Origin of the sequence: Buchnera aphidicola (Aphis nasturtii) (genome assembly GCF_005083345.1) — a bacterium.
Classification (GTDB): Bacteria; Pseudomonadota; Gammaproteobacteria; order Enterobacterales; family Enterobacteriaceae; genus Buchnera; species Buchnera aphidicola_R.
In genome coordinates, this window is the sequence record NZ_CP034888.1 from 23,246 (window position 1) to 50,114 (window position 26,869).

General features: G+C 27.1%; 19 protein-coding genes and 4 tRNA genes. 5 read left to right on the plus strand and 18 right to left on the minus strand.

The genetic code is table 11. The features are described 5' to 3' along the window. The first annotated feature begins 11 nt into the window (after positions 1-11). The gene (gene ftsY, locus D9V63_RS00125; protein WP_158368251.1) at positions 12-1,076 is read left to right on the plus strand and encodes a signal recognition particle-docking protein FtsY; all 1,065 of its coding nucleotides are present in this window, start codon (positions 12-14) and stop codon (positions 1,074-1,076) included. A 161-nt stretch (positions 1,077-1,237) separates the two neighbouring features. After that, complete coding sequence (gene rpoH / locus D9V63_RS00130) at positions 1,238-2,095, plus strand: RNA polymerase sigma factor RpoH (RefSeq protein WP_158368254.1); 858 nt, start codon at positions 1,238-1,240, stop codon at positions 2,093-2,095. Positions 2,096-2,198: 103 nt separating this feature from the next. Here rpoH and glmS read toward each other — a convergent pair whose 3' ends face one another. Both glmS and glmU read right to left on the minus strand, forming a co-directional pair. After that, entirely contained in the window at positions 2,199-4,028 is a 1,830-nt protein-coding gene (gene glmS / locus D9V63_RS00135) for a glutamine--fructose-6-phosphate transaminase (isomerizing) (protein ID WP_158368257.1), read from the minus strand. 37 nt (positions 4,029-4,065) lie between these two features. Continuing rightward, positions 4,066-5,451 (minus strand): bifunctional UDP-N-acetylglucosamine diphosphorylase/glucosamine-1-phosphate N-acetyltransferase GlmU, encoded by a 1,386-nt coding sequence (glmU, locus tag D9V63_RS00140; protein WP_158368260.1) that lies wholly within the window; start codon positions 5,449-5,451, stop codon positions 4,066-4,068. Between the two features lie 157 nt (positions 5,452-5,608). Here glmU and D9V63_RS00145 point away from each other — a divergent pair, with 157 nt between their 5' ends. Beyond that, positions 5,609-6,418, plus strand: coding sequence for a Cof-type HAD-IIB family hydrolase (locus tag D9V63_RS00145; RefSeq protein WP_158368263.1), 810 nt, complete (start codon positions 5,609-5,611; stop codon positions 6,416-6,418). Positions 6,419-6,441: 23 nt separating this feature from the next. Here D9V63_RS00145 and metR read toward each other — a convergent pair whose 3' ends face one another. Further along, a complete protein-coding gene (gene metR / locus D9V63_RS00150; RefSeq protein ID WP_158368266.1) occupies positions 6,442-7,377 on the minus strand; it encodes an HTH-type transcriptional regulator MetR in 936 nt (311 codons plus the stop codon). Positions 7,378-7,516: 139 nt separating this feature from the next. On the opposite strand from metR, the gene metE reads away from it, so the two are divergent. Beyond that, positions 7,517-9,790 carry a 5-methyltetrahydropteroyltriglutamate--homocysteine S-methyltransferase gene (gene metE / locus D9V63_RS00155; RefSeq protein ID WP_158368269.1) on the plus strand — a complete coding sequence of 758 codons (2,274 nt, stop codon included), beginning with the start codon at positions 7,517-7,519 and terminating at the stop codon, positions 9,788-9,790. A gap of 159 nt (positions 9,791-9,949) precedes the next feature. On the opposite strand, the gene purH is transcribed toward metE, so the two are convergent. From purH to murB, 15 genes are all read right to left on the minus strand, one after another. Continuing rightward, on the minus strand, positions 9,950-11,527 hold the full coding sequence (gene purH, locus D9V63_RS00160) for a bifunctional phosphoribosylaminoimidazolecarboxamide formyltransferase/IMP cyclohydrolase (RefSeq protein ID WP_158368272.1): 1,578 nt from the start codon (positions 11,525-11,527) through the stop codon (positions 9,950-9,952). A gap of 118 nt (positions 11,528-11,645) precedes the next feature. After that, complete coding sequence (locus D9V63_RS00165; protein ID WP_158368275.1) at positions 11,646-11,918, minus strand: HU family DNA-binding protein; 273 nt, start codon at positions 11,916-11,918, stop codon at positions 11,646-11,648. A gap of 407 nt (positions 11,919-12,325) precedes the next feature. Further along, a complete protein-coding gene (gene rpoC / locus D9V63_RS00170; protein WP_158368278.1) occupies positions 12,326-16,552 on the minus strand; it encodes a DNA-directed RNA polymerase subunit beta' in 4,227 nt (1,408 codons plus the stop codon). Between the two features lie 74 nt (positions 16,553-16,626). After that, a complete protein-coding gene (gene rpoB, locus D9V63_RS00175; protein ID WP_158368281.1) occupies positions 16,627-20,655 on the minus strand; it encodes a DNA-directed RNA polymerase subunit beta in 4,029 nt (1,342 codons plus the stop codon). Between the two features lie 224 nt (positions 20,656-20,879). Further along, positions 20,880-21,248, minus strand: coding sequence for a 50S ribosomal protein L7/L12 (gene rplL, locus D9V63_RS00180; RefSeq protein WP_158368283.1), 369 nt, complete (start codon positions 21,246-21,248; stop codon positions 20,880-20,882). A 70-nt stretch (positions 21,249-21,318) separates the two neighbouring features. Continuing rightward, a complete protein-coding gene (rplJ, locus tag D9V63_RS00185; RefSeq protein ID WP_158368285.1) occupies positions 21,319-21,816 on the minus strand; it encodes a 50S ribosomal protein L10 in 498 nt (165 codons plus the stop codon). A gap of 193 nt (positions 21,817-22,009) precedes the next feature. After that, entirely contained in the window at positions 22,010-22,705 is a 696-nt protein-coding gene (gene rplA / locus D9V63_RS00190) for a 50S ribosomal protein L1 (protein WP_158368287.1), read from the minus strand. 2 nt (positions 22,706-22,707) lie between these two features. Next, positions 22,708-23,136: a 50S ribosomal protein L11 gene (gene rplK / locus D9V63_RS00195; protein WP_158368289.1), complete on the minus strand. Its 429-nt coding sequence runs from the start codon at positions 23,134-23,136 to the stop codon at positions 22,708-22,710. A 27-nt stretch (positions 23,137-23,163) separates the two neighbouring features. Beyond that, positions 23,164-23,709 (minus strand): transcription termination/antitermination protein NusG, encoded by a 546-nt coding sequence (gene nusG, locus D9V63_RS00200; RefSeq protein WP_158368291.1) that lies wholly within the window; start codon positions 23,707-23,709, stop codon positions 23,164-23,166. 21 nt (positions 23,710-23,730) lie between these two features. After that, a complete protein-coding gene (secE, locus tag D9V63_RS00205; RefSeq protein ID WP_158368293.1) occupies positions 23,731-24,114 on the minus strand; it encodes a preprotein translocase subunit SecE in 384 nt (127 codons plus the stop codon). A gap of 211 nt (positions 24,115-24,325) precedes the next feature. Further along, a tRNA-Thr gene (locus D9V63_RS00210) sits at positions 24,326-24,398 on the minus strand. A 13-nt stretch (positions 24,399-24,411) separates the two neighbouring features. Continuing rightward, positions 24,412-24,483, minus strand: a tRNA-Gly gene (locus D9V63_RS00215). A 5-nt stretch (positions 24,484-24,488) separates the two neighbouring features. Beyond that, positions 24,489-24,570 (minus strand) — tRNA-Tyr (locus D9V63_RS00220). A gap of 9 nt (positions 24,571-24,579) precedes the next feature. Beyond that, positions 24,580-24,652: transfer RNA gene (locus D9V63_RS00225), tRNA-Thr, on the minus strand. Between the two features lie 142 nt (positions 24,653-24,794). After that, on the minus strand, positions 24,795-25,853 hold the full coding sequence (gene murB, locus D9V63_RS00230) for a UDP-N-acetylmuramate dehydrogenase (RefSeq protein ID WP_158368295.1): 1,059 nt from the start codon (positions 25,851-25,853) through the stop codon (positions 24,795-24,797). Between the two features lie 115 nt (positions 25,854-25,968). On the opposite strand from murB, the gene metF reads away from it, so the two are divergent. Beyond that, positions 25,969-26,850, plus strand: coding sequence for a methylenetetrahydrofolate reductase (gene metF / locus D9V63_RS00235; RefSeq protein ID WP_158368297.1), 882 nt, complete (start codon positions 25,969-25,971; stop codon positions 26,848-26,850). The last annotated feature ends 19 nt before the right edge of the window (positions 26,851-26,869 follow it).

Here is a 26,869-nt window from a genome sequence, read left to right on the forward strand (position 1 = left end):
AGGTTAGTTAAATGCATGATAATAAAAAAAATAATTTATTCTCTTGGATTAATTCAAAAATTATTAAAAAAAATAAAATTAATTTAAATAAAAATGAGGTACATAACAAAACCAATACTGTAAACATAGTAAAAAAAGATGATAAAAATAATATAAAAATTAATTTTTTTTTTAAATTAAAAGAAAGTTTAAAAAAAACTAAAACTTTTTTTAATGAAGGAATTAGTCGTATTTTTACTTCCAAGCATATAGATCAATCTTTGTTCGAAGAATTAGAAGATACTATGATCTTATCTGATATTGGTATTAATACTACTGAGAAAATTATCCAAGGATTAATTAATGATACGAATCGTCAGCAATTAAAAAATCCAAAATCAGTGTATTGTCTTTTAAAAGAAAGAATGCATTTAATTTTAAAAAAAGTAGAAATACCTCTTGTCGTTTCAAATAAAATTCCGTTTGTTGTATTAATAGTTGGTGTTAATGGAACTGGAAAAACTACAACTGCTTTAAAATTAGCAAAAAAATATAAATTAGATGGAAAATCTGTTATGTTAGCAGCAGCAGATACATTCAGAGCAGCAGCAATAGATCAACTACAAACATTGGGTAAAATGCATGATATTCCAGTGATAGCACAAGCTTCAGGATCAGATCCAGCTGCAGTAGCATTTGATGCATTAAAATCTGCTATCTCTAAAAAAATCGATATTTTAATAATTGATACAGCAGGAAGATTACATAATAAGCAGTATTTATTAGAAGAATTAAAAAAGATAGTTAGAGTTATTAAAAAGTTAAATGTATCTGCTCCACATGAAATAGTATTAGTGATCGATGCTTGTAATGGACAGAATACAATTAAACAGACTGAAATGTTTCATAAATCACTTAATTTAACTGGATTAATTATTACTAAATTAGATGGAACAGCAAAAGGAGGAGTAATTTTTGCTTTGTCAGATAAATTTTCTATTCCTATTCGTTATATTGGAACTGGTGAAAACTCAACTGATTTAGTTGCTTTTAATAGTAATGATTTTATTAATTCTATTTTTGATAATATAAAATAATTTTTATAAAATTTTAAATATCAGTCATTTACGTTATTTTTTGATGTTAATGTATTTAACATTTATATAAATTTTTGATTTTACGTTTTAATTAAAGTATGATGAAAATATCCCACATACTTATAATTGATCTGATATATTTCGTTCATGCGGGAATTAACATGACTAATAAAGTACAGATTTTGTCTGTTACATCATTAGGTAACTTAGATGCATATATTAGAATAGCTAATTTATGGCCTATGTTGTCTATTGAAGAAGAAAAATTATTAACTCAACGTTTGCGTTATAACAGCGATTTAGATGCTGCTAAAACTTTAATTCTTTCCCATCTTCGGTTTGTTATTCATATTTCACGTAACTATTCAGGGTATGGTTTACTTCAAGCTGATTTAATACAAGAAGGAAATATAGGTTTAATGAAAGCAGTCCGAAGATTTAATCCGGAAATTGGAGTGCGTTTAGTTTCCTTTGCAGTTCATTGGATTAAATCTGAGATACATGAATATGTACTTAGAAATTGGAGAATTGTAAAGGTAGCGACTACAAAATCTCAAAGAAAATTATTTTTTAACTTAAGAAAAAGTAAAAACAGATTAGGTTGGTTTAATAAAGAAGAAATTGAAATAGTTGCTCAAGAATTAGGTGTAAGCACCGCTGATGTTAGAGAGATGGAATCGCGTATGTCAGCTCAAGATATAACTTTTAATCCATTCCCAGATGATGATTTAAAAGACAGTAAAAATAATGTAAACATGCATTATTTACAGGATAAAACATCTGATTTTGCTCATGGATTTGAACAAGACAATTGGGATGAACATGCAACACATAAACTAAGTAATGCGTTATTAAGACTAGATAAACGTAGTCGCGATATCATTCGATCTAGGTGGCTTGATAAAAATAAAAAAAATACTCTACAAGCATTAGCAAATAATTACGGAATCTCCGCAGAGCGTGTACGACAATTAGAAAAAAATGCTATGAAAAAATTAAAAATAGCTATAGAAAATTAGATTTAAAGACAAAAATTATTTCTTATAATATTCTCTATATAGAGTATGAGACTATATGATAGTACTAAAACTCATACTCTTTTATCAAAATAAATATAAATGTTTACTCTACTGTAACAGATTTTGCAAGATTTCTTGGTTGGTCTATATTTGTTCCTTTACTTAAAGCAATATAATATGCAAGTAATTGCAAGGGAATTACATAAGAAATAGGTGCTATTATTTCCTCTACATATGGCACTTTTAAACATGTTATGTTTTTTTCTAAATTTATTTCTTCGTCAGAAAAAACATAAATTAAACCGCCTCTTGTACATATTTCTTGAATATTTTTTTTTGTTTTTTCAAGTAATGAGTTCTTGGGAGCTATAATAATAATAGGTATATCTTTATCAATTAATGCAAGAGGCCCGTGTTTTAATTCTCCACATGGATACGCTTCGGCATGAATATAAGCAATTTCTTTTAATTTTAATGCTCCTTCCATAGCAATAGGATACTGATCATTTCTTCCAAGAAATAGCATGTTTTTTGTATTATATAATTTTTTTGCTATATTTTGAATTGCTTTTTTTGTTTTTAAAATTTCTTCAATTCTATATGGTAAAACAGTTAAAATTTTTACAATTTTTTTTTCAATATTATCTTCTTTTTTTTTAATACTTACTATTTTTGCAACTAACATTAATAAAACAGTTAGTTGCGTAGTAAAAGATTTTGTAGAAGCAACTCCTATTTCAACTCCAGCTTTAGTTAATAAATAACTATCTGATTCTTGCACTAAAGATGAGCTTTTCATATTGCATATAGTTAAATTTCCTAAATATCCTAATTTTTTAGAAATTCTTAGCGCCATTAAAGTATCTGCTGTTTCACCTGATTGAGATAAAGTAACAAAAAAACTTTTTCTTCTTATCGCTAATTTTCGAGAAGTAAATTCAGAAGCAACTTCAACATCACATGGAATATTAGCTAAAGATTCAAACCAATGCTTAGCTACCATGGCAGCATGATAAGAAGTTCCACATGCAACTATATGAATATGTTCTAAATGTAAAAAAATATTTGTTTCTTTTTTTCCTAACTCTGGAAAATAAATAGTTTTATTATCTTTCAAACGGTTTTTTAGAGTATTTCGAATAGATTTTGGTTGTTCATATATTTCTTTTTCCATGTAATATTTATATTTTCCTTTTTTTATATATTCATACTTAATATCAGATTCAATTATTTTTCTTTGAACTATACAATTATTTTGATTGAAAATTTTAATTTTTTTTAGTTTAACAATAGCAATATCTCCTTCTTTTAAATATATAAAATGTTTGGTAACACCTAATAACGCAATTTGATCTGAAGCTATAAAATTTTCTCCTGCACCTAAACCGATAATTAAAGGACTCCCAGAACAAACAGCTATTAATTTTGATGAGTTTTTGCTATCCATAACCACCATGCTATAATTTCCTTTTAATTTCATTAAACTATAATGCATAATTTCTAAAAGAGATTTACCTGTTTTTTTTTGCTCCCAATGCAATAAATGTACAATAACTTCAGTATCTGTATCTGAATAAAATATATAACCTTTTTTTTCTAAAAAAGATCTAATTTGAAAACTATTTTCAATTATACCATTGTGGACAATAGCAATATTTGAAGAAATATGTGGATGTGTATTTTCTTCTGAAACTTTTCCATGAGTTGCCCATCGTGTATGAGCCAAACCAATTTTTCCAAATAATTTTTTATTTTTTGTTTTTTTTATTAATTCATTTACTTTTCCTACACATCTAACTCGAATAAAATTATTATTTTGATTTATTAGAGCTAATCCAGCAGAATCATACCCCCTATATTCTAATCGTTGAATTCTTTCAAGAAGAAAACTAATTATATTACGCTGTGTTACTGCAGCAACAATACCACACATATAAATCTACCTTTGTTTTATTAAAAAATCATTTTTATTATTTAGTAGTTTTTTTGTTATTACTTTTAGTAAGAACCCAGTTTTCTTTGTATTTTTGTTCTTTTTTATTATAAACTAAACCTGGTTTTTCTACATTTTTTATCACGGTAGTACCTGCTGCAATAGTTGTATTTTTTGAAATTGTAATCGGAGCAATTAATTCAGTATTAGAACCTATGAAAACGTTATTACCGATAATAGTTTTTGATTTTTTTAAACCATCATAATTGCATGTAATGCTACCTGCACCAATATTTACTTGAGAACCAATCTCAGAATTACCAATATAACTAAGATGTTTTATTTTAGATTTTTTTTCTATAGTGCTATCTTTCACTTCGACAAAGTTACCTATATGTATTTCATTGTTTATTATAGTATTATTTCTTAAATGGCAAAAAGGTCCTATTATACAACTTTCTCCGATTTTAACATTTTCTATAATGCTGTATTCTCTAATTTGAGATTTGTTTTTAATCATACTATTTTTAATTATACAACCAGCTCCGATTTTAACATGATCACCTAAAATTATATTACCTTCTAATATAACACCGGTATCTATTTCTATATTTTTTCCATGTTTCAACGTTCCTCTTAAGTTAAAATGATCGGGATCTTTTAATATAATTCCAGAAATCATAAGATTTTCAGTTATTTTTTTTTGAATAATTTTTTCTAAAATAGACAATTGGACTTGATTATTAACGCCTAACATTTCTCTGTAATTTAAAGGTTTGACTGTCGAAATAGTATTTCCTTCTAAATAAGCTAAATAAACAATATCTGTAGCATAAAATTCTTGATTAATATTGTTTTTATTAATTTTTAACAGCCATCTTTTTAAATCTTTTCCATTTGCTATAAATGTTCCAGAATATACTTCTTTAATCAATTTTTCTTTATTTTTAGCACATTTATCTTCTATAATACTAATTACTTTTCCTTTTTTTCTTAAAATTCTTCCATATCCTTCTGGGTGTTTTATATTACTCGTTAGTAAACTTAGATTTGATTTTTTTTTAGATTCTTGTAATTTTCTTATAGATTCTTTTGAAATCAATGGCATATCTCCATAAAGAACAATAATGTTTTCATTGTCTGAAAAATTTTTTGATGCTATAATAATAGCATCTCCTGTTCCTTTTTGATGTTTTTGGATTACCCATTCTACAGGAACATTTTTAGTTTGAGATAATATTTTTTTTATATTATTTGTACAAACTAATATGATTTTTGTAGGTTTAATAGATTTTGCTGTGTTTAAAACATATTCTAATATTGTTTTTCCGCCTAATTTATGTAATACCTTTGGGTAATTAGATTTCATTCTACTTCCCTTACCAGCTGCTAGTATAATAATAGTTGTCTTAGTTTGTAACATATATATCCTTTTAATATTTGTTAAAATATATAAATTTTTAAACTACTTTATTTAAAATTATTAAATTTATCAAATTATAATAATTAATTAATGGATATAAATTGATTATTAAAGTATTTCAAGTATATAAATATATTATTTTATATTAAGGTGTGTTATGTATCGAATTATCACAGTAGATCTAGATGGTACTTTATTATCTCCAAAAAATAAAATAACAAAATATACAAAAAAAATCATAAAATTATTAATAAATAAAGGTTTGTATATTATTTTTGCGTCAGGTCGTCATCATGTGGATATGATGCATATTCGAGATAATTTAAATATTAAAATTTTTATGATTACTTCTAATGGAGCTAAAGTTTATGATTTAGACAATACATTAATCTTTGAAAATGATTTAAATACAGACATCGCTCGTAAACTGATTTCTTTAACACATTTAGATTTAGATATTATTACACAGGTTTATCAAAATGATTATTGGTATATAAATAGCAGTAAAATTCAAAATAATTTTTGTTCGAGTTTATCGTCACTTAAATACAAGTATTTTAATCCAGATAAATTTAATTTTAATAAAGTTAGTAAAATTTTTTTTACCAGTAATAATTTTGAAAAATTATTTAATCTTGAAAAATATATCATTGCTTTATTATCGGAAAAAGTGAATGTGAGTTTTTCTGTACCAGGATGTTTAGAAGTTATATCCGGAAAAACTTCTAAAGGATATGGATTAAAATTAATATCTAATCTTTTAGGTATTTCTTTAAAAGAATGTATTACATTTGGCGATGGGATGAATGATTATGATATGTTAAAAATTTCTGGAAAAGCATGTATTATGCAAAATTCAGATTTACGTTTAAAAAATCTTTTACCTGACGCTGAAGTTATTGGTCATAATAAAGATGACAGTGTAGCAATTTTTTTGAATAAAATATTTTTTTTATCAAATGTTTAATTATATAAATATTTTATTCTTAATTAATATTTAAAGTTTTTAAAAAATCCAGGTTGTAATATATGACGAATAAATTTTAAACGATTATTAGCATGTGAAGATATAGAAAAAATAAAATTTTGTATAGTTAATTCTTTTTGTTCGCCACTTCTTACAGCAGCATATAGTCTTTTCCATATACCTTGTCCTAACTTTTTTGTTACAATTAAGTTTTGTTGTTCAAAATTGTCTACTACCCAGTGCGGTAAAGCAGTAATGCCCATTTTTGCTGATACCATTTGTATCAGAAGTGAGGTATTATTTACATTTTTAAATATTGGTATTATTCCTGCTGGTTGTAAAAAAAACTTCCATATATCTAATCTATTACGTTCTACTGGATATGTCATTAATATTTCAGATGATAAATCTTCTGGAACAATTTTTCTTTCTTGTTTCGCTAAAGGATGACTAGGAGATAAAATTAATCGAACTTCAAAATCGAACATAGGTATATAAACTAAATCGTTTTTAGGTAAAACTTCTGAAGTGAATACAATATCTAGTTTACCTTGTTGAAGAGAGGGTTGAGGACTAAAAATCATATCTGAGTAAAAATCTATTTCTACCTTAGGCCAGTTTTTATGAAAAATTTTTAATGCAGGTGTTAGCCAATGAATACAACTGTGACATTCAATAGCAAGTTTAATAACTGTATGATGAGTATATTTACAGTTTTTTATTGCTTTTTCTATCTTAGGTAGTATTTCTGTAGATAATTTTAGTAAGATTTTTCCTTGAATAGTAAATTTAATAGGATTGGTTTTTCTAATAAATAATTTAAAACCTAATCTTTTTTCTAGTTCATTACATTGATGAGAAATAGCTGATGGTGTTTGATGCAATTGAATTGCAGCGGAGTTTAATGAACCGCTATTTTTTAAGATTTGTAGCGTTCGTAGATGTTTTATTTCGATCATGAGATTCCTTCATATCGATAATTAAATATTTTTGCTTGCGTATTTTATTTAATACTAGAATTATAAGATATCTATTTTAAATAAATCAATTATTAAATTATAAATAAATATTTATAAAATAGTTTGATAAGGAGACAAAATGGCTATTACGAATCATATACTTGGATTTCCAAGAATAGGTGTGAATCGAGAACTTAAAAGAGCCCAAGAATCTTATTGGTCTGGTAATATTAAAAAATCAGATTTATTGTTGATAGGAAAAAATTTAAGAAAATACAGTTGGAATAAACAAAAAGAGACTGGAATCGAATATATATCAGTTGGAGATTTTGCTTGGTATGATCATGTTTTAACGACTAGTATGATGTTAGGAAATATACCAGAACGACATCATGATACTAATAATTCTATTGATTTAGATTGTTTATTTCGTATAGCTCGAGGATCTTATCCAGATATTTCTGCATCAGAAATGACTAAATGGTTTAACACTAATTATCATTATATAGTTCCAGAATTTAATAAAGATAGAATACTAAAATTTTCTTGGAATCAACTGTTAGAAGAAACAGATGAAGCTTTATCATTAGGTTATAAAGTTAAACCTATTATTTTAGGTCCTATCACATACTTATGGCTAGGTAAAGTAAAGGGAAAATATTTTGATCGTTTAGATTTACTTGATAATATATTGCCTATATATAAGTATATTTTAAATGAATTATCCAAAAGAAACATTAATTTTGTTCAAATCGATGAACCTGCTTTAGTTTTAGAACTTCCTGATAAGTGGAAAAAGGCTTATTCATATGCTTATAAATATTTACATGGAAAAACTAAAATATTATTAACAACATATTTTGATAGTATTAATCATAATATAGAATTTATTCGTAATTTGCCTGTACATGGTATTCATATTGATTTAGTTTGTGGAAAATATAATTTATTTGATTTTAATAATAAAATTCCTAAAGAATGGACGTTATCTTTGGGAATTATTAACGGGAGAAATATTTGGAAATCAGATCTTTTAAAATGGTTTGAAGTGATCTCTAAAATTACTAAGTTTCGTCAAAATTTGTTGATTAGTTCGTCTTGTTCATTATTACATTCGCCAATTGATTTAAACATGGAAAAAAATTTAGACAAAGAAACCAAGAAATGGTTTTCTTTCGCTATTCAGAAATGTAGTGAATTAAAATTATTGTTAACAGCGTTAAAGGATGATGATACTAGTTTAATTAAACAATGGTGCGATCCCATTTATCAACGTAGTTTTTCTGAAAAAGTTCAAAAATTTGAAGTTCAAAAACGTGTTTCTAAAATTTTAAATAGTAATTTTAATCGTATTAATAATTATTCTATACGTTCTGAAGCACAAAAAACTAAATTTAATTTGCCTATTTTACCTACTACTACGATTGGTTCTTTTCCTCAAACATTAGAAATAAGAAAGTTAAGAAAAGATTATAAAGAAAATGTAATAAATTTTAAAGAATATGAAATAGGTATTAAAAAACATATTTTAGAAGTAATAAGAATACAAGAAGAGCTAGATATTGATGTTCTTGTTCACGGAGAAGCCGAAAGAAATGATATGGTAGAATATTTCGGAGAACATTTAGATGGATTTGTATTCACAGAAAATGGATGGGTTCAAAGTTATGGATCACGTTGCGTCAAACCACCTATTATTATTGGTGATATTAGTCGTCCAAAATCTATCACTATAGAATGGTTAAAATATGCTCAATCTTTAACAAAAAAACCAGTAAAAGGTATGTTAACAGGTCCAGTAACTATTTTATTTTGGTCTTTTCCTAGAGAAGATATTTCATTAAAAATGATGTCTAAACAAATTGGACTAGCATTGCATGATGAAGTTTTAGATTTAGAAAAAAACGGAATTGAAATTATCCAAATTGATGAACCTGCATTACGAGAAGGATTACCTTTGAAAAAAAGTTTATGGAATAAATATTTAGATTGGGCAGTAGATGCTTTTCGTTTAACTTGTTTTGATGTAAAAAATACTACACAAATTCATACACATATGTGTTATTGCGAATTTAATGATATTATGAACTCTATTGCTTTATTAGATGCTGATGTTATTACAATTGAAACAGCACGTTCTGATATGGAATTATTAGAAGTATTTAAAGAATTTAAATATCCAAACGAAGTGGGCCCAGGTATATACGATATTCATTCTTCAAATGTACCTAATGTTAAATCAATTGATATATTATTACAGCAAGCAATGAAGTATATACCATTGAGACGTCTGTGGGTGAATCCAGATTGTGGCTTAAAAACAAGAAATTGGAATGAAACAATATCTTCGTTAAAAAATATGGTAGAAGCTACAAAAAAAATACGAAATATAATTCAAAAAAACCTAATATAAAACAATATTATTTAAAATATTGAATTAACCAAGTCTTAAATCATCTTTTAGATTATTTTATATAAATAAAAATCTAAATGATGATTTAACGAATATAATAATATTTTTTAATTTATTTTTCAAATATTATAGCTATATTTTATTTTTAGTATGATAAAGTTAATGTTTAAAATGACGTTGTTGAGTAAAAATCATTGCTATATTATATTCATTAGCACATTCAATCACTTCTTGATCACGAATTGAACCACCTGGTTGAATAATGCATTTTATTCCAATAGATGTTGCTTTATCCACTCCATCTCTAAAAGGAAAAAACGCATCAGATGCCATCACAGCTCCTGTAGTATCAAATCCTCGATCTTTGGCCTTAAGATTTGCTAATTGAGTTGCGTCTACTCTACTAGTTTGTCCAGATCCTATACTAATAGTTGTTTTATTAAGACCATATAAAATTGCATTTGATTTGATATATTTCACTATTTTCCAACAAAATATAGCATCTTGTAATTCTTTTTCAGTAGGTAATCTTTTCGTCACAAAATTAAATTTTTTTATATCTATTTCACTTTTATCATGTTCTTGCACAAGTAATCCGTTTGTTATTCTTTTGAAATCTATTTGTTCATTATTTTTTTTGAATTTTCCAGTAATTAATATTCTTATGTTTTTTTTCTTTTTTAATATTTCTAAAGATAAATGATTTATTTCAGGTGCAATAATTACTTCAACAAATTGTCTTTGAATAATTTCTTCAGCTGTTTTTACATCTATTATAGAATTAAATGCAATAATTCCTCCAAATGCAGAAATAGGATCTGCTTTATAAGCAGATATATATGCTTTTAATAGAGATGTTTTTTCAGATACTCCACAAGGATTTCCATGTTTCACAATAACACAAGCTGGTTCATAAAACTCTTTAACACATTCTAAGGCGATATCTGCATCAGATATATTATTATAAGATAATTTTTTTCCATGCACTTGATACGATGAACTAATCGTTCCTGGAGTTAAACTATGTTCTTTTATATATAAAGCCGATTTTTGGTGTTGATTTTCTCCATATCTTAAGTTTTGTTTTTTAACAAATTGAAATTTAATTTGATCTGGAAATAAATTTTTTTTATTTTTTTCATTAAATTTATTTTCATTTGTAAAGTATTGTTCGATACTTTTTTCGTAACGAGATGTATATAAAAAAGCTTGATTTGCTAAATACAACCTTTTTTCTATACTGACATAATTATTTTCTATTGAATTAAAAATTAATTTAAAATCAAAAAAATTTACTATAACTATCACATCTTTATAATTTTTGGCAGCAGATCGAACTAATGTTGGTCCTCCAATATCAATTTTTTCAATCATTTCTTCTATTTTGTATTCTTTTTGAATATCAATTTTGTCAAATGGATAAAAATTAACGATTACAATGTCTATTGGTAGTATGTCATATGATTGTATAGTTTTTTGATCTTTATCTCTTCTATATAAAATGCCTGCTATTATTTTAGGGTGCATAGTTTTTACGCGACCATTTAATATTTCTGGAAAATTTGTATATTCTGCAATTTCAATTACAGGTACATTGTGATTTTTTAAATATTTTGCTGTTCCTCCTGTTGCAAGTAAATTAATTTTTTTTTTCAATAAAATTTGTGCAATTTCTAATAAATGTTTTTTATTAGATAAACTAACTAAAGCATTTTTTAATATCTTTTTTGATGACATAATTTTATTTCTTATTTATAAAAGAGTGTTTTAATAAAATTCATTTAAAAAAATTTTAAATATTTTTTAATTATATAGGGGCACTTTGCCCCTTAAAATTTTTTAATGTAATAGATTTTTATTTAATTGCATTTTTTAATGTTTTACCAGATATAAAACTAGGAACTTTTGTTGCAGGAATAATAATTTCTTTTCCTGTTTGCGGATTCCTTCCTGTACGAGAAGCTCTTAAATTCACTTTGAATGTACCAAAACCAACTATTTGTACGGGTTCGCCTTTTTTCAAAGATTCAATAATAGTAGATAGTGTTGATTCTAAAGTAGATTTAACTTGTATTTTCGATAGATTAGACTTTTTAGAAATAATATTAATTAATTGAGTTTTATTCATTATCTGCCCTTTTTATTTAAAAAAATGATAATTAATTTAAATTATATTGATATAAATTTTAATAAAATAATTTATTTTTTTAATTAAAATAAATTCGTTTTAAGATACATTTTATATTTTTAAAAAATATTAAAAGTATATTTAAATTCGTATTTTATATAATTTAAATCGAAAAGTTGTTTGATATTATATTTTTAAAATTGATTTAAAATTAAAAAGATGAATTTAACGAATTAAATAAAATTAAAATATATAATATATCTAAAAAAAAATAAAAAGATAGTGCAAATCAATCATATGTTATTTCTAAAAGAAAAGTTTATTTTTTATATTTTTATAAATTGTTTAGGCTGCTTTACAAAAGCAGCCATATTTTATATTTTTTAAAAAATTATATAGATATAGTTTTATGTAAGAGTAGAATTTAATAGTTCAGATAAACTTGCAGATGCTTCTTCAACACTAACTTGCGAAGATGAATTATTATTTGATATATAATTTTTATTTGTAGATTTTCGACGATGTAATCGTTCTTTATGATATGCATATCCAGTACCTGCTGGAATTAAACGACCAACAATGACATTTTCTTTCAATCCTCGTAGTTCGTCTTTTTTTCCTGCTACTGCTGATTCTGTTAGCACTCTAGTTGTTTCTTGAAATGATGCAGCAGATATAAATGATTCAGTTGCTAATGACGCTTTAGTAATTCCTAATAAATCTCTTGAAAAAGTAGCTAGTATTTTATTTTTTTTATTTAATATACGATTTGCAATTTTTATTCTTGAAAATTCAACTTGTTCTCCATCTAAAAATTCTGAATTTCCTGATTTAATAATTGTTGCTTTTCTAAGCATTTGTCTGACTATAACTTCAATATGTTTATCATTAATTTTTACACCTTGTAAACGATATACTTCTTGTACTTCATTGACAATATATTTAGTTACAGCTTGTACACCTCTTAAACGAAGAATATCATGTGGTGATTCTGGTCCGTCGGATATAACATCACCTCGTTCGACTCGTTCACCTTCAAATACATTTAATTGTCTCCATTTCGGAATCATTTCTTCATACGAATCATTTCCATCTACTGGAGTAATAATTAATCTTCTTTTTCCTTTAGTTTCTTTTCCAAATGAAATGATGCCACTAATTTCAGCTAAAATAGCCAGTTCTTTTGGGCGTCTTGCTTCAAATAAATCCGCTACTCTTGGTAATCCTCCAGTTATATCTTTAGTTCCTCCTGATTCTTGGGGAACTCTTGCTAGAGTATCACCTGAACTAATTTTTACACCATCATTTAATTGTACAATTGCTTTTCCAGGTAGAAAATATTGAGCAGGCATATCTGTTCCTGAAATAAGTACATCATTTCCGTTTGCATCGATAATTTTTAATGAAGGTCTTAAATCTTTACCAATAGACATTCTTTCAGCTGTATCTAATACTACTATTGAAGATAATCCGGTTAATTCATCTGCTTGTCTTGTAATACTTTGACCATCAATCATATCTATAAATCGAACAAATCCATTTACTTCTGTAATTACTGGTATAGTATGAGGATCCCATTTTGCTATAGTTTCTCCAGAGGTAACTTCTTCTCCATTTTTTTTAGCCATTATAGATCCATAAGGTATTTTATAACTTTCTTTTGTCCTGCCAAATTTATCAATAATATTTAACTCTACATTTCTTGATGTTATAACTATTTTTCCTGAAGAATTAGTGACAGATTTTGCATTATTAAGATTTATAATACCTTTATTTTTAATTTGAATACTAGATTCTGTCGCAGCTCTTGAAGCAGCTCCACCAATATGAAATGTTCTCATCGTTAATTGAGTACCAGGCTCTCCTATAGATTGAGCTGCAATTACTCCTATCGCTTCTCCTTTGTTGACTAAATTACCTCTTGCTAAATCTCGACCATAACAATATGCGCATACACCAAAATCAGTATCACAATTAACTACTGATCTAACTTTAATAGTATCTATAGAATTTTTTTCTAATAAATCACACCATTGTTCATTTAATAAAGTATTTCTTTCTATTAATATTTTTTTAGTATTAGGATTTGTTATATTTTCTACAGTGACTCGACCTAAAACTCGTTCGCGTAATGGTTCTTTGACATCTCCGCCTTCTATTAAGGGAGTCATTAAAATACCTTCATGTGTTCCGCAATCTTTTTTTGTGACAACTAAATCTTGCGCTACATCTACAAGTCTACGAGTTAAATAACCAGAATTAGCGGTTTTTAATGCTGTATCCGCTAATCCTTTTCTAGCTCCATGTGTTGAAATAAAATATTGTAACACATTTAAACCTTCTCTAAAGTTAGCTGTAATAGGTGTTTCAATAATAGAACCATCAGGTTTAGCCATTAAGCCACGCATACCAGCTAATTGTCGAATTTGCGCTGCAGATCCTCGAGCTCCTGAATCTGCCATCATAAATATACTATTAAAAGAAGTTTGTTTTTGCGATTCTCCTTTTTTATTTAGAACCAATTCTGCAGATAAGTTTTCCATCATTGCTTTTGCTACTCTTTCATTTGCCGTAGCCCAAATGTCAATAACTTTATTATATCTTTCGCCTGCTGTAACTAAACCAGACTGAAATTGTTCTTGTATTTCAGCTACTTCAATTTCTGCTTCCTGAATAATACTTGATTTTTTTTCTGGTATGACCATATCATTAATACCAACAGATGCGCCTGATCTTGCTGCATAAGCAAAACCTGTATACATAATTTGATCAGCAAAAGTAACAGTAGGTTTTAAACCTAAAATGCGGTAACATGTATTTAACATTTTAGAAATATCTTTCTTCCCTAAAGTTTGATTAACTATGCTAAATGGCAATCCTTTTGGAACAATCATCCATAAAATAGCTCTGCCTACAGTAGTATTAACTATTTTTTTTATAGGAGTTAATTGATTGTCTTCGTTTTTTTGATATTCTATTATTCTAATTTTAATCAAAGAATGCAACTCAGCAACACCTAAATGATATACTTTTTCCGCTTCATGAGAACTGTTTAGAAACATACCTTCTCCTTTTCCATTGATTTTTTCTCGGGTCATATAATACAACCCTAAAACTACATCCTGAGAAGGTACGATAATTGGTTCACCGTTTGCTGGTGATAAAATGTTGTTTGTAGACATCATTAACGCCCTGGCTTCTAATTGAGCTTCAAGTGTTAACGGAACATGAACAGCCATTTGATCGCCATCAAAATCAGCGTTATAAGCAGCGCAAACTAATGGATGTAGTTGTATAGCTTTTCCTTCTATTAACACAGGTTCAAATGCTTGAATACCTAATCTATGTAAGGTAGGAGCTCGATTTAATAATACCGGATGCTCTCGAATAACTTCATCTAAAATATCCCATACTACCGATTCTTCTCTTTCTACCATTTTTTTTGCAGCTTTAATAGTAGTTGCTAAACTTCGTACTTCTAATTTTCCATATATAAACGGTTTGAAAAGTTCTAACGCCATTTTTTTAGGTAGACCACATTGATGTAATCGTAAATAAGGACCAACAGTAATTACTGATCGACCTGAATAATCTACACGTTTTCCAAGTAAATTTTGACGAAATCGACCTTGTTTACCTTTTATCATATCAGCTAAAGATTTAAGAGGTCTTTTATTAGATCCTGTAATAGCTCTACCTCTTCTTCCATTATCTAATAGCGCATCTACAGCTTCTTGTAGCATTCTCTTTTCATTTCGAATAATAATATCAGGAGCAGCTAAATCTAATAATCTTTTTAATCGATTATTTCTATTAATTACTCTACGATATAAATCATTTAAATCAGATGTTGCAAATCTGCCGCCATCTAATGGTACTAATGGTCTTAAATCAGGGGGTAATACCGGTAAAACAGTAAGAATCATCCATTCTGGTTTATTATGAGACTGTATAAATGATTCAATTAATTTAATTCGTTTTGTTAATTTTTTTCGTTTTGTTTCAGAATTTGTTTCATTTAATTCTGTTCGTAAATTTTCACATTCCTTTATTAAATTCATGCCTTTTAGTAATAATTGAATTGCTTCTGCACCCATTTTTGCGTAAAATTCATCTCCAAATTCTTCTAGTGCATCTAAATATTGTTCTTCTGTTAATATTTGATTTTTTTCAAGATGAGTCATACCTGTACTAATGACAACATAAGATTCAAAGTAGAGAACTCTTTCAATATCTCTTAATGGCATGTCTAATAATAAACCTATACGTGATGGTAATGACTTTAAAAACCAAATATGAGCTGTGGGAGAAGAAAGTTCTATATGTCCCATTCTTTCACGTCTTACTTTACTTTGTGTAACTTCCACGCCGCATTTTTCACAAATAACACCTCGATGTTTTAATCTTTTATATTTTCCGCATAAACATTCATAATCTTTAACTGGACCAAAAATACGAGCACAAAATAATCCATCTCTTTCTGGTTTAAATGTTCGGTAGTTAATGGTTTCTGGTTTTTTAACTTCGCCAAATGACCAAGATCTAATAACATCTGGTGATGCTAATGAAATTTTAATAGCATCAAAGTCTTCAGTTTTAGTTTGGGCTTTTAAAAATTTTAGTAAATCTTTCACGCATGAGCTCTCGTTGGAGTGAAATTTTTGAAGGTTTTAAATCTATGTGTGCACTGGATATATTAAATATTCTTTTATTCGTTTTCTAGTTCAATATTAATTCCTAACGAGCGAATTTCTTTTAATAAAACATTAAATGATTCTGGCATTCCAGGTTCCATTTGATGATTACCATCTACAATATTTTTATACATTTTAGTTCTTCCATTGACATCATCAGATTTAACAGTTAACATTTCTTGTAATGTGTAAGAGGCTCCGTATGCTTCTAATGCCCACACTTCCATTTCACCAAAGCGTTGTCCACCAAACTGAGCTTTTCCACCTAGTGGCTGTTGAGTTACAAGGCTATAGGAGCCAGTTGAACGAGCATGCATTTTATCATCTACTAAATGGTTTAATTTTAACATATACATATAACCAACAGTAACTGGTCTTTCAAATTTTTCACCTGTTCTTCCATCAAAGAGAAAAATTTGTCCAGATTCCGGTAAATTTGCAAATTGTAACATTTTTTTTATTTCATGTTCTTTTGCCCCATCAAATACTGGTGTTGCAACAGGAACTCCTTTTTTTAAGTTTTGTGCTAAATGCAATATTTCTTCATCTGAAAATTCCTCTAAATTCACTTTTTGTCTTAAATTTTCTCCTAAATTAAAAGTTTTTTGAATAAATCTTCTTAATTGAGATATTTTTTCTTGTTTTTTGAGCATGTTATTAATTTGATCACCAATTCCCTTAGCAGCCATTCCTAAATGTGTTTCTAATATTTGCCCAATGTTCATACGTGATGGAACTCCTAAAGGATTCAATACAATGTCTACTGGTATGCCATTTTCATCATATGGCATATCTTCAACAGGATTGATTTTAGAAATAACTCCTTTATTTCCGTGTCTTCCAGCCATTTTATCACCGGGTTGTATTTGGCGTTTTACTGCTAAGTATACTTTTACTATTTTTAAAACTCCTGGTGCAAGATCATCACCTTGTGTAATTTTTCTGCGCTTTATTTCTATTTTTTTTTCGAACTCTTTTTTCAATTCATTATGTTGTTGTATAAATTTTTCCATTTCTTGCTGTTTATTTTCTTGTTTTACATTAATTCTAAGCCATTTTTCAAAAGGTAATTGATTTAACTGCTCTATTTCAACGTTGCAAGATAACAAAGTGTTTTTAATTTTTAAAAATAAGCTTAATTGAAATATTTTAAATTCTTCTGTAAGATCTTTTTTTGCTTTCTTAAGTTGCATATCTTCAATTTCTAACGTTCTTTTATCTTTTTTTACACCATCACGTGTAAAAATTTGAACATCAATTACAGTTCCAGATACCCCATTGGGAACCCTTAATGATGAATCTTTTACATCAGATGCTTTTTCACCAAAAATAGCACGTAATAATTTTTCTTCTGGAGTTAATTGTGTTTCTCCCTTAGGGGTTACTTTTCCTACTAAAATATCTCCTCCGGTTACTTCAGCACCAATATAAACAATACCTGATTCATCTAATTTGCATAAAGCAGCTTCTCCTACATTAGGTATATCTGAGCTGATTTCTTCAGGTCCTAATTTAGTATCTCTAGATATACAGGATAGTTCTTGGATATGAATTGTAGTAAATCGATCTTCTTGTACAACTTTTTCTGAAACCAAGATAGAATCTTCAAAGTTATATCCATTCCAAGGCATAAAAGCGACTCGCATGTTTTGTCCTAATGCAAGTTCACCTAAATCAGTTGATGGTCCATCTGCTAAAACATCTCCTTTGTTTATTTTTTCATTTAATTGAACACATGGTTTTTGATTAATACAAGTATTTTGATTGGAACGAGTATATTTTGTTAAATTATAAATATCTATACCTGCTTCTCCTAAGTATGTTTCATCTTCGCTAACTTTAATTATAATTCGTGAAGCATCTACATATTGAACAATACCACTTCTTTTTGCGACAATTGTAACCCCAGAATCTACTGCTACTGCTCTTTCCATGCCTGTTCCTACTAAAGGTTTATCAGTTTTTAAAGTAGGTACTGCTTGACGTTGCATATTAGCTCCCATTAAAGCTCTATTTGCATCGTCATGTTCAAGGAAAGGAATTAAAGATGCTCCAACAGATACTATTTGTTGAGTAGAAACATCCATATAATCAACTTGATTGCAATTAAATAAGCTTGATTCTCCTTTATGTCTACAAGTTACTAAATCATCTACAAAAAAATTATTTTTATCTATGTTCGTATTAGCTTGTGCAATAATATAATTTCCTTCTTCTATTGCAGATAAATAGTGTATTTCTTGTGTAACTAATCTATCTTTTACCTTTCTATAAGGTGTTTCTAAAAAACCATATGAATTAGTTCTTGCATATACTGATAAAGAATTAATTAATCCAATGTTAGGACCTTCCGGAGTTTCTATCGGACAAACTCGACCGTAATGTGTTGGGTGAACATCTCTTACTTCAAAACCAGCTCTTTCTCTAGTTAAACCACCTAATCCTAAAGCTGAAATTCTTCGTTTATGTGTAATTTCTGATAAAGGATTATTTTGATCCATAAACTGAGATAATTGACTCGAACCAAAAAATTCTTTTACAGCTGCAGATATTGGTTTTGCGTTAATCATATCTTGCGGCATTAAAGTTTCTAAATCACCTACTGACAACCTTTCTTTGACAGCTCTTTCTACTCTTACTAAACCCAGTCTAAATTGATTTTCAGCCATTTCTCCTACTGATCTAATTCTTCTGTTTCCCAAATGATCGATATCATCTACTTCTCCTTTTCCGTTTCGGATATCAATTAATTTTTTTATCACATCAATAATATCTTCTTTATTTAAAGTGCCTAACCCTTCAATTTTTTCACGTGATAAAGATCTATTAAATTTCATACGCCCAACAGATGAAAGATCATATCGATCTTCAGAAAAAAACAAATTTTCAAATAGATTTTCTGTAGCTTCTTTTGTCAGGGGCTCTCCAGGTCTCATGACTCGATAAATTTCCATCAATGCACTTGTTCTATCATTTGATGAATCAATACGAAGTGTTTCTGAAATATATGGTCCATGATCTAAATCGTTAGTAAAAAGGGTTTCAATATATGAAAAATTTAATTTCTGTAATTTTATGAGTACTTCTAAAGATAACTCTGTATTAGCTGCGATAATTATTTCTTTTGTAATTGGGTGTAAGTAGTTTTTTGATACTATTCTTCCTAAAATATATTCTACTGGAACTATAATCGATGTAATTTTAAACTTTTTTAATTCTTGTATATGTCGTGCAGTGATTCGACGACCTTTTTTTACATAAATTTTTCCATTTTTTTCGATATCAAAAGAAGCAGTTTCTCCCCTAAGCCTTTCTGATACCAATGCCAATTCAATTTTTTCATTATCTATTTTAAAAATATTTTTTTCAAAAAATAAATTTAATATTTCTTCTGTATTATAGTTAAGAGCACGTAAAATAATAGTTACTGGTAATTTTCTTCGTCTATCAATTCTAACAAATAAAATATCTTTTGGATCAAATTCAAAGTCTAACCAGGATCCTCTGTAAGGAATAATACGAGCGTTATATAAAACTTTTCCTGAAGAATGTGTTTTTCCTTTATCACTATCAAAAAATACACCAGGACTTCTATGTAATTGAGATACAACAACTCTTTCTGTACCATTAATTATAAAAGTTCCATTATTTGTCATTAATGGTATTTCGCCCATATATACTTCTTGTTCTTTAATATCTTTAACTGTAGGTTCTAATATATCACGTTCATAAATAACTAATCTCAATTTTACTCTTAACGGTGCAGAATAAGTGGCACCTCGTATTTGACATTCTTTAACATCAAATGTTGTTTCTCCTAATCGATAACTGACATATTGCAATTCAGAATTGCCATTATAACCGCGTATAGGAAATACTGATTGGAAAGCTGCTTCTAATCCATGTTGTCCGTCTGGATCTATTTTAATAAACTTTTTATAAGAATTCAGTTGAATCGAAAGAAGATATGGTATATCCAAAATTTTAGGACGTTTTCCAAAATCTTTACGAATACGTTTTTTCTCGGTATAAGAGTAAACCATAGGATTCCTATGCTCGTTGAGAGACAAATAAAAGTTAATGTTATTGTCTTTTAATCTGAAGAAGAGATATTTTTTTTATTTTAATTGTTAATTTTTATTTTTTTAAATAATTTCATTTTGAAAAATTTTTTTAAAATTTTGTAAATATTCTTTATTATATAAAAGGGCTGGTGAATTAAAAACACCAGCCTATGTGGAAGTTAATTACAATAAAATATATAATTTTATTTAATTTCGATTTCAGCGCCAGCAGATTCTAAAGTTTTTTTAAGTGATTCTGCGTCTTGTTTGTTAATATTTTCTTTTATGACAGTTGGTGCAGATTCTACTAAATCTTTAGCTTCTTTAAGCCCTAAACCAGTTGCGCTACGCACACTTTTAATAACTGAAACTTTATTTGGACCAATAGCTTTTAAAAAAACATCAAATTCTGTTTTTTCTTCAGCAGCTTTTTGTTCGTTGCTGTTATTAGACTGCATAGACATATTTGCAGAAATTCCAAATTTTTTTTCCATTTCTGAGATAAGTTCTACAACATTCATAATAGACATTTCTGATATAGCTTCTAAAATTTGTTCTTTAGTAATAGACATAACAATAATTCCTAATAACAATTAGAATTATTTTAGATGTTAATAAATACATCAAAAATAATAACCTCTTTTACGAGGTTTCTTTTTTCCGTTTTATAGCAGATAATGTATAAATCAGTTTTCCAGCAGCTGATATTTTTAAGATTAATAAAAGTTTTGCTATTGCTTCTTCATAAGTTGGCATATCTGCAAGTTGATTGATTTCTAAATTAGATAGTAGTTTACCCTCAAACACTCCTCCTGTAATTTTAAATTGTTTATTTTTTTTTTCAAATTTTTTAAATAATCGAGCTCCACTGCCTGGATGATTTGTCGAGTAAGCTATAAAAGTAGATCCTTTTATAATTTTTTTTAAGCACTCAAAAGTTGTATTCTTAACTGCTAAAGATAATAAAGTATTACGAACAACGCTCATTTTTACGCCTAATTTACGTCCTAATTTTCTTAATTGATTTATTTGGTTTGCAGAAATTCCTTGAGAGTTGGCAATTACAGCTGATAAAGCTGAATTAGAAATTTGATTTATTTTAGAAACAATTGTTTTTTTTTTGTTAAGATTTAATGCCATTTTATCGTATTCTCCTATATTTTAATTTAGAGAAAAGATGTTTTATTAAGTATACTAATTAAAGCAATGATTGGGATTAGTATTATTGTTTCTTTGTGATTATAAAAAATTTATTAAAATAAATTTTAAATTTTTTTTAAAAGGGGATATCATTATAAATAATTTTTTTTCTACCGTAAAGTAAAAGATATTATTATAAAGATAGACTCGATTGGTCTAAAGTTAAACCAACTCCCATAGTACTAGATAGGACAACTTTTTTTATATATATTCCTTTTGATTGTGGTGGTTTAGCTTTTTTTATTGATTCTAAAAAAGTATTTAAATTATCTTTGATTTGATTTTTTTCGAAGTTAATTCTTCCGATAGTAGCATGAACGATTCCATTTTTATCATTTCGATAATAAATTTGTCCTGTTTTTGCATTTTTAATTGCTTCAGCAATGTTTGTTGTAACTGTACCCAATTTAGGATTAGGCATTAATCCGCGAGGCCCTAATATATGACCTATTTGTGTCACAACTTTCATTGCATCAGGCGATGCAATAGCAGTATCAAACATAACACCTTCTTTTTGTATTTTTTTAGATAAATCTTCCATTCCAATATATTCTGCGCCAGATTTTTTAGCTATTTCAATATTTTCACCTTGAGTAAATACAGCTACTTTAATAGAACGACCTATACCGTGTGGTAATATGGTAGTTCCTCGAATGTTTTGATCTGATTTTTTTGCATTTATTCCTAAATTAATAGCAATATCAATACTTTCGATAAAACTTACTTTTGATGCATTCTTTAGTAGTGTAATTAATTCATCAATATTATACATTTTTTCAATATTAATATTTTTTTTCATTATATTCATACGTTTATTAATTTTAATCATTATTAATCCTCAATAATTAAACCCATAGATTTAGCAGTCCCTTTAATAGATTGAATCATATTTTGAATATTTGAACCAGTCATGTCTTTTCTTTTGATTTTAGCTATTTCTTCAATTTGTAAATTTGTGACTTTTCCTTTTGTTTCTATTTTAGGTTTACTAGATCCTGATTTAATTCCAGCAGCTTTTTTTAATAAGATAGAAGCTGGAGGTGTTTTTGTAATAAATGTAAATGAACGATCCGAATATACTGTGATGATCACTGGTATCGGCAAACCTTTTTCTAAGCTTTCTGTTTTTGCATTAAACATTTTGCAAAATTCCATAATATTTACTCCTTTTTGTCCTAATGCAGGACCTATTGGAGGGCTTGGATTAGCCATTCCAGCGGATACTTGAAGTTTTATATAAGATTGTATTTTTTTTGCCATGTTAATATTCTCTTGAATAAAATATTTTTAATTTTTTTCAACTTGTCTAAAATCTAATTCTACAGGAGTAGATCTTCCAAAAATAGATACAGATACTTTTAATCTGCTTTTTTCATAATCTACTTCTTCTACAACTCCGTTAAAATCTGCAAAAGGGCCATCATTTACCCGAATCATTTCTCCAGGTTCAAATAAAGTTTTAGGTCTTGGTTTATCACCAATTTGACGAAGTCTATTAACAATAGTTTCTACTTCTTTATTACTAATTGGTGATGGTTTATCTGATTTACCTCCAATAAAACCTAGTACTCTAGGGATGTTTCTAATTAAATGCCATGTTGTATCTGTCATAATCATTTGAATTAAAACATATCCTGGAAAAAATTTATATTCACTTTTTCTGCGTTGTCCACCTCTAATTTCAACAACTTCTTCAGCAGGCACCATGACTTCCCCAAAAAAATCTTGCATTTTATTTAATTTAACATATTCTCGTATTGATTGAGCAACGCGTCCTTCAAAACCAGAAAAAGCTTGTAATACATACCATTTTTTATTTGAACTTTCGTGCATTTTTATAACCTTAAACTATTTTTATAACCTTAAACTAATAAAAAATGCTATTAAACGGAATATAATATTATCTATACCCCATAAAATGAGTGACATAAACATTGTCACAAAAATAATGATAAGTGTAGTATATAAAGTTTCTTTATATTTCGGCCATATTATTTTTTGCATTTCACTTTTTGATGCCTTGATATATAATAAAATAGATTTTCCTTTTTCTGTATAAATTAAAATTCCAATTGTACAGATAATTAAAAAAATTATTAATGCAGTTCGGATAAAAAAGTTTACTTTAATAAAATAATAGTTAACTAAAATACATAAAATAAAATTTATAAATATAAAAATCCATTTTATTCTTTCTGTATTTTTAAAGTTTTTTTTATTAGAAATTGATAGATTCATAGTTTCCCCTGCGAATTACAAAAAATGAAATAGTCAAAAAAATATGTTAGAATTTTAAATATTTTATTTTTTATAGTACACATTTTAAAAAATATTTTGAAAAATTAAAATCGTTTTTAAAGATACATTGATTTTAGGATTTATAAAATTTACATTAGGTGAGATATGTGAATTGAATACTATTTTTTTTGAATTTTTATATTTTTTAAAATGCTGATACCCAGATTTGAACTGGGGACCTCACCCTTACCAAGGGTGTGCTCTACCTGCTGAGCTATATCAGCAGTAAATTTTTTTAGCGGTCAGCGGGAATCGAACCCGCATCATCAGCTTGGAAGGCTGAGGTAATATCCATTATACGATGTCCGCATTTTTGGTGGGGGAAGGATTCGAACCTTCGAAGTCTGAGACGGCAGATTTACAGTCTGCTCCCTTTGGCCGCTCGGGAACCCCACCTATTAAATTTGCCGGCTACCGGAATCGAACTGGTGACCTACTGATTACAAGTCAGTTGCTCTACCTTCTGAGCTAAGCCGGCTTATTTAAGATTATTTTAAAATAAATTTTTCTACTTAATATTATATGTTGTTTCTTTTTTATTGCAAGGTTTTTTAAAAAATAATTTTTATATTAAATAGTTTCTTAGTTAAATTTAATATGTTTCAAATAAATAATTGAACTCATAAACTTTTAAGTGAAATATTTTTTAAAAGTTTTACTTTTCCTGATGAATTAATAAAATCTATCTCAGGTTCTAGTAATATTTTAAATTTTTTTAAAATAGATTTTTGTATTATTTTAGCTAGTATTAAAATTTCTTTTGGCTTTGCTATTTTTCGATTAATTAATACAAGTTTTTGTTTTTTGTAAATAGCTGCATCTCCAATTTGAATTTTATTAAAATTACATTTTTCAATTAACCATGCAGCTGAAATTTTTATAGATCCATCAATTTGAAAATAGTGCGGTATGTTGAAATATAAAGATAAATGTTTTTTTAAATGTTTTTTAGAAATAATTGGATTTTTAAAAAAACTACCTGCATTTCCTAGTTTATTAATATTAGGTAATTTTTTTTTTCTTATTCGACATATACTATTATATATTGTATATGGATTTATTTTATTTATATTAATGTTTTTTAAAAGCGAATGAAAAATAATAGGATTCCAATTTTTTAATATTTGTATACCAACGGCAATCACTGCGTATCCTTTTGTATATTTGTATTTAAAAAGACTATTACGATAAGAAAATTTACATAAGTTTTTTTCAATTCTTATTATTTTAGAATTTTTTAAAGAAATAATATCTACGTATTGGCATATATTTTTTAACTCTAAACCATATGCACCAATATTTTGAATCGCAGCAGAACCTAAACAACCAGGAATTAATGCTAAGTTTTCTAATCCAAAAAAACCCATTCTTAAAGTATATTTAACTAAATCATGCCATTTTTCTCCAGAAAAAACATGTAATAACCAAGAATTTTTTTTTTCTTTAACTTGAATTCCTTTAATTCTATTAATAATAACTATGCCTTTGTAATTTTCTAAAAATAATACATTACTACCTTCCCCTAAAATAATGTAAGGAATATGAGAGTAATAACATTTTTTACAAATCTCAATTAATGATTTAATAGTTTTAATGAAAATAACTTTTTTTGCTGTTACATCAATGGAAAATGTGTTTAAATTTTTTAAAGATTTTTGATAGATTTGATTTTTATACATATAAATTAAATATTATTAATGTTATTTAATAAAGATATTATTTTTTTTCAATATAAAATCATACATTTATTTATGATATGATACAAAAATAAAATATTTTAATGGAGCTGTTAAAATGAGTTTTTTAAAAAGTACATATTATCAAGATATAATGAATCAAAAATTAAATAATTTAAATAAAAAAATACAATGTTCTTTTGAGTTTTTTCCGGCTAAAAATATAAATTTAGAAAGTAAATTGTTTTCTTCTGCAATTAAATTAAGTGAATTAAAACCATTTTTTTTTTCTGTTACCTATGGAGCAAATAGTGGTGAACGTGAAAAAACATATGAAATTGTAAAAAAAATTCATCAAAAAACAGGCGTGATAACAGCTCCTCACTTAACTTGTGTTGATTCAACATATACTGAATTAGAGCAGATAGCAAAGTTTTATTGGGAAAATGGTATTCGAAGTATATTTGCATTAAGAGGGGATTCTAATAATGTACATCATAAACATGCAATGTATGCTTATGACTTAGTTGTTTTATTGAAAAAAATAGCTGATTTTGATATTTCTGTAGCAGCTTATCCAGAAACACATCCAGAAGCAAAAAATGCTAAATCTGATATTATTAATTTACAAAAGAAAGTAAATGCAGGTGCTAATAGAGCTATTACTCAGTTTTTTTTTAATACTGATATTTATTTACGATTTCGAGATAATTGTCTTAAAAATAATATAAATGTTGAAATTATACCAGGTATATTACCTATTTATAATTTCGAACAACTAAAACGATTTGCTAAAATGACTAATGTTAGTATTCCATCTTGGATGTTTGAAATTTTTCGTGGACTATCTAATGATTTAGCAACTCAAAGAATTATAGGTTCGAGTATACTTATAGATATGATAAAAAACTTATCTATTGAAGGTGTAAAAAATTTTCATTTTTACACTTTAAATCAATCAGATATAGTATATTCTATATGTCGTTTATTTGGTTTTTAAAATTATATAAATTATTTTA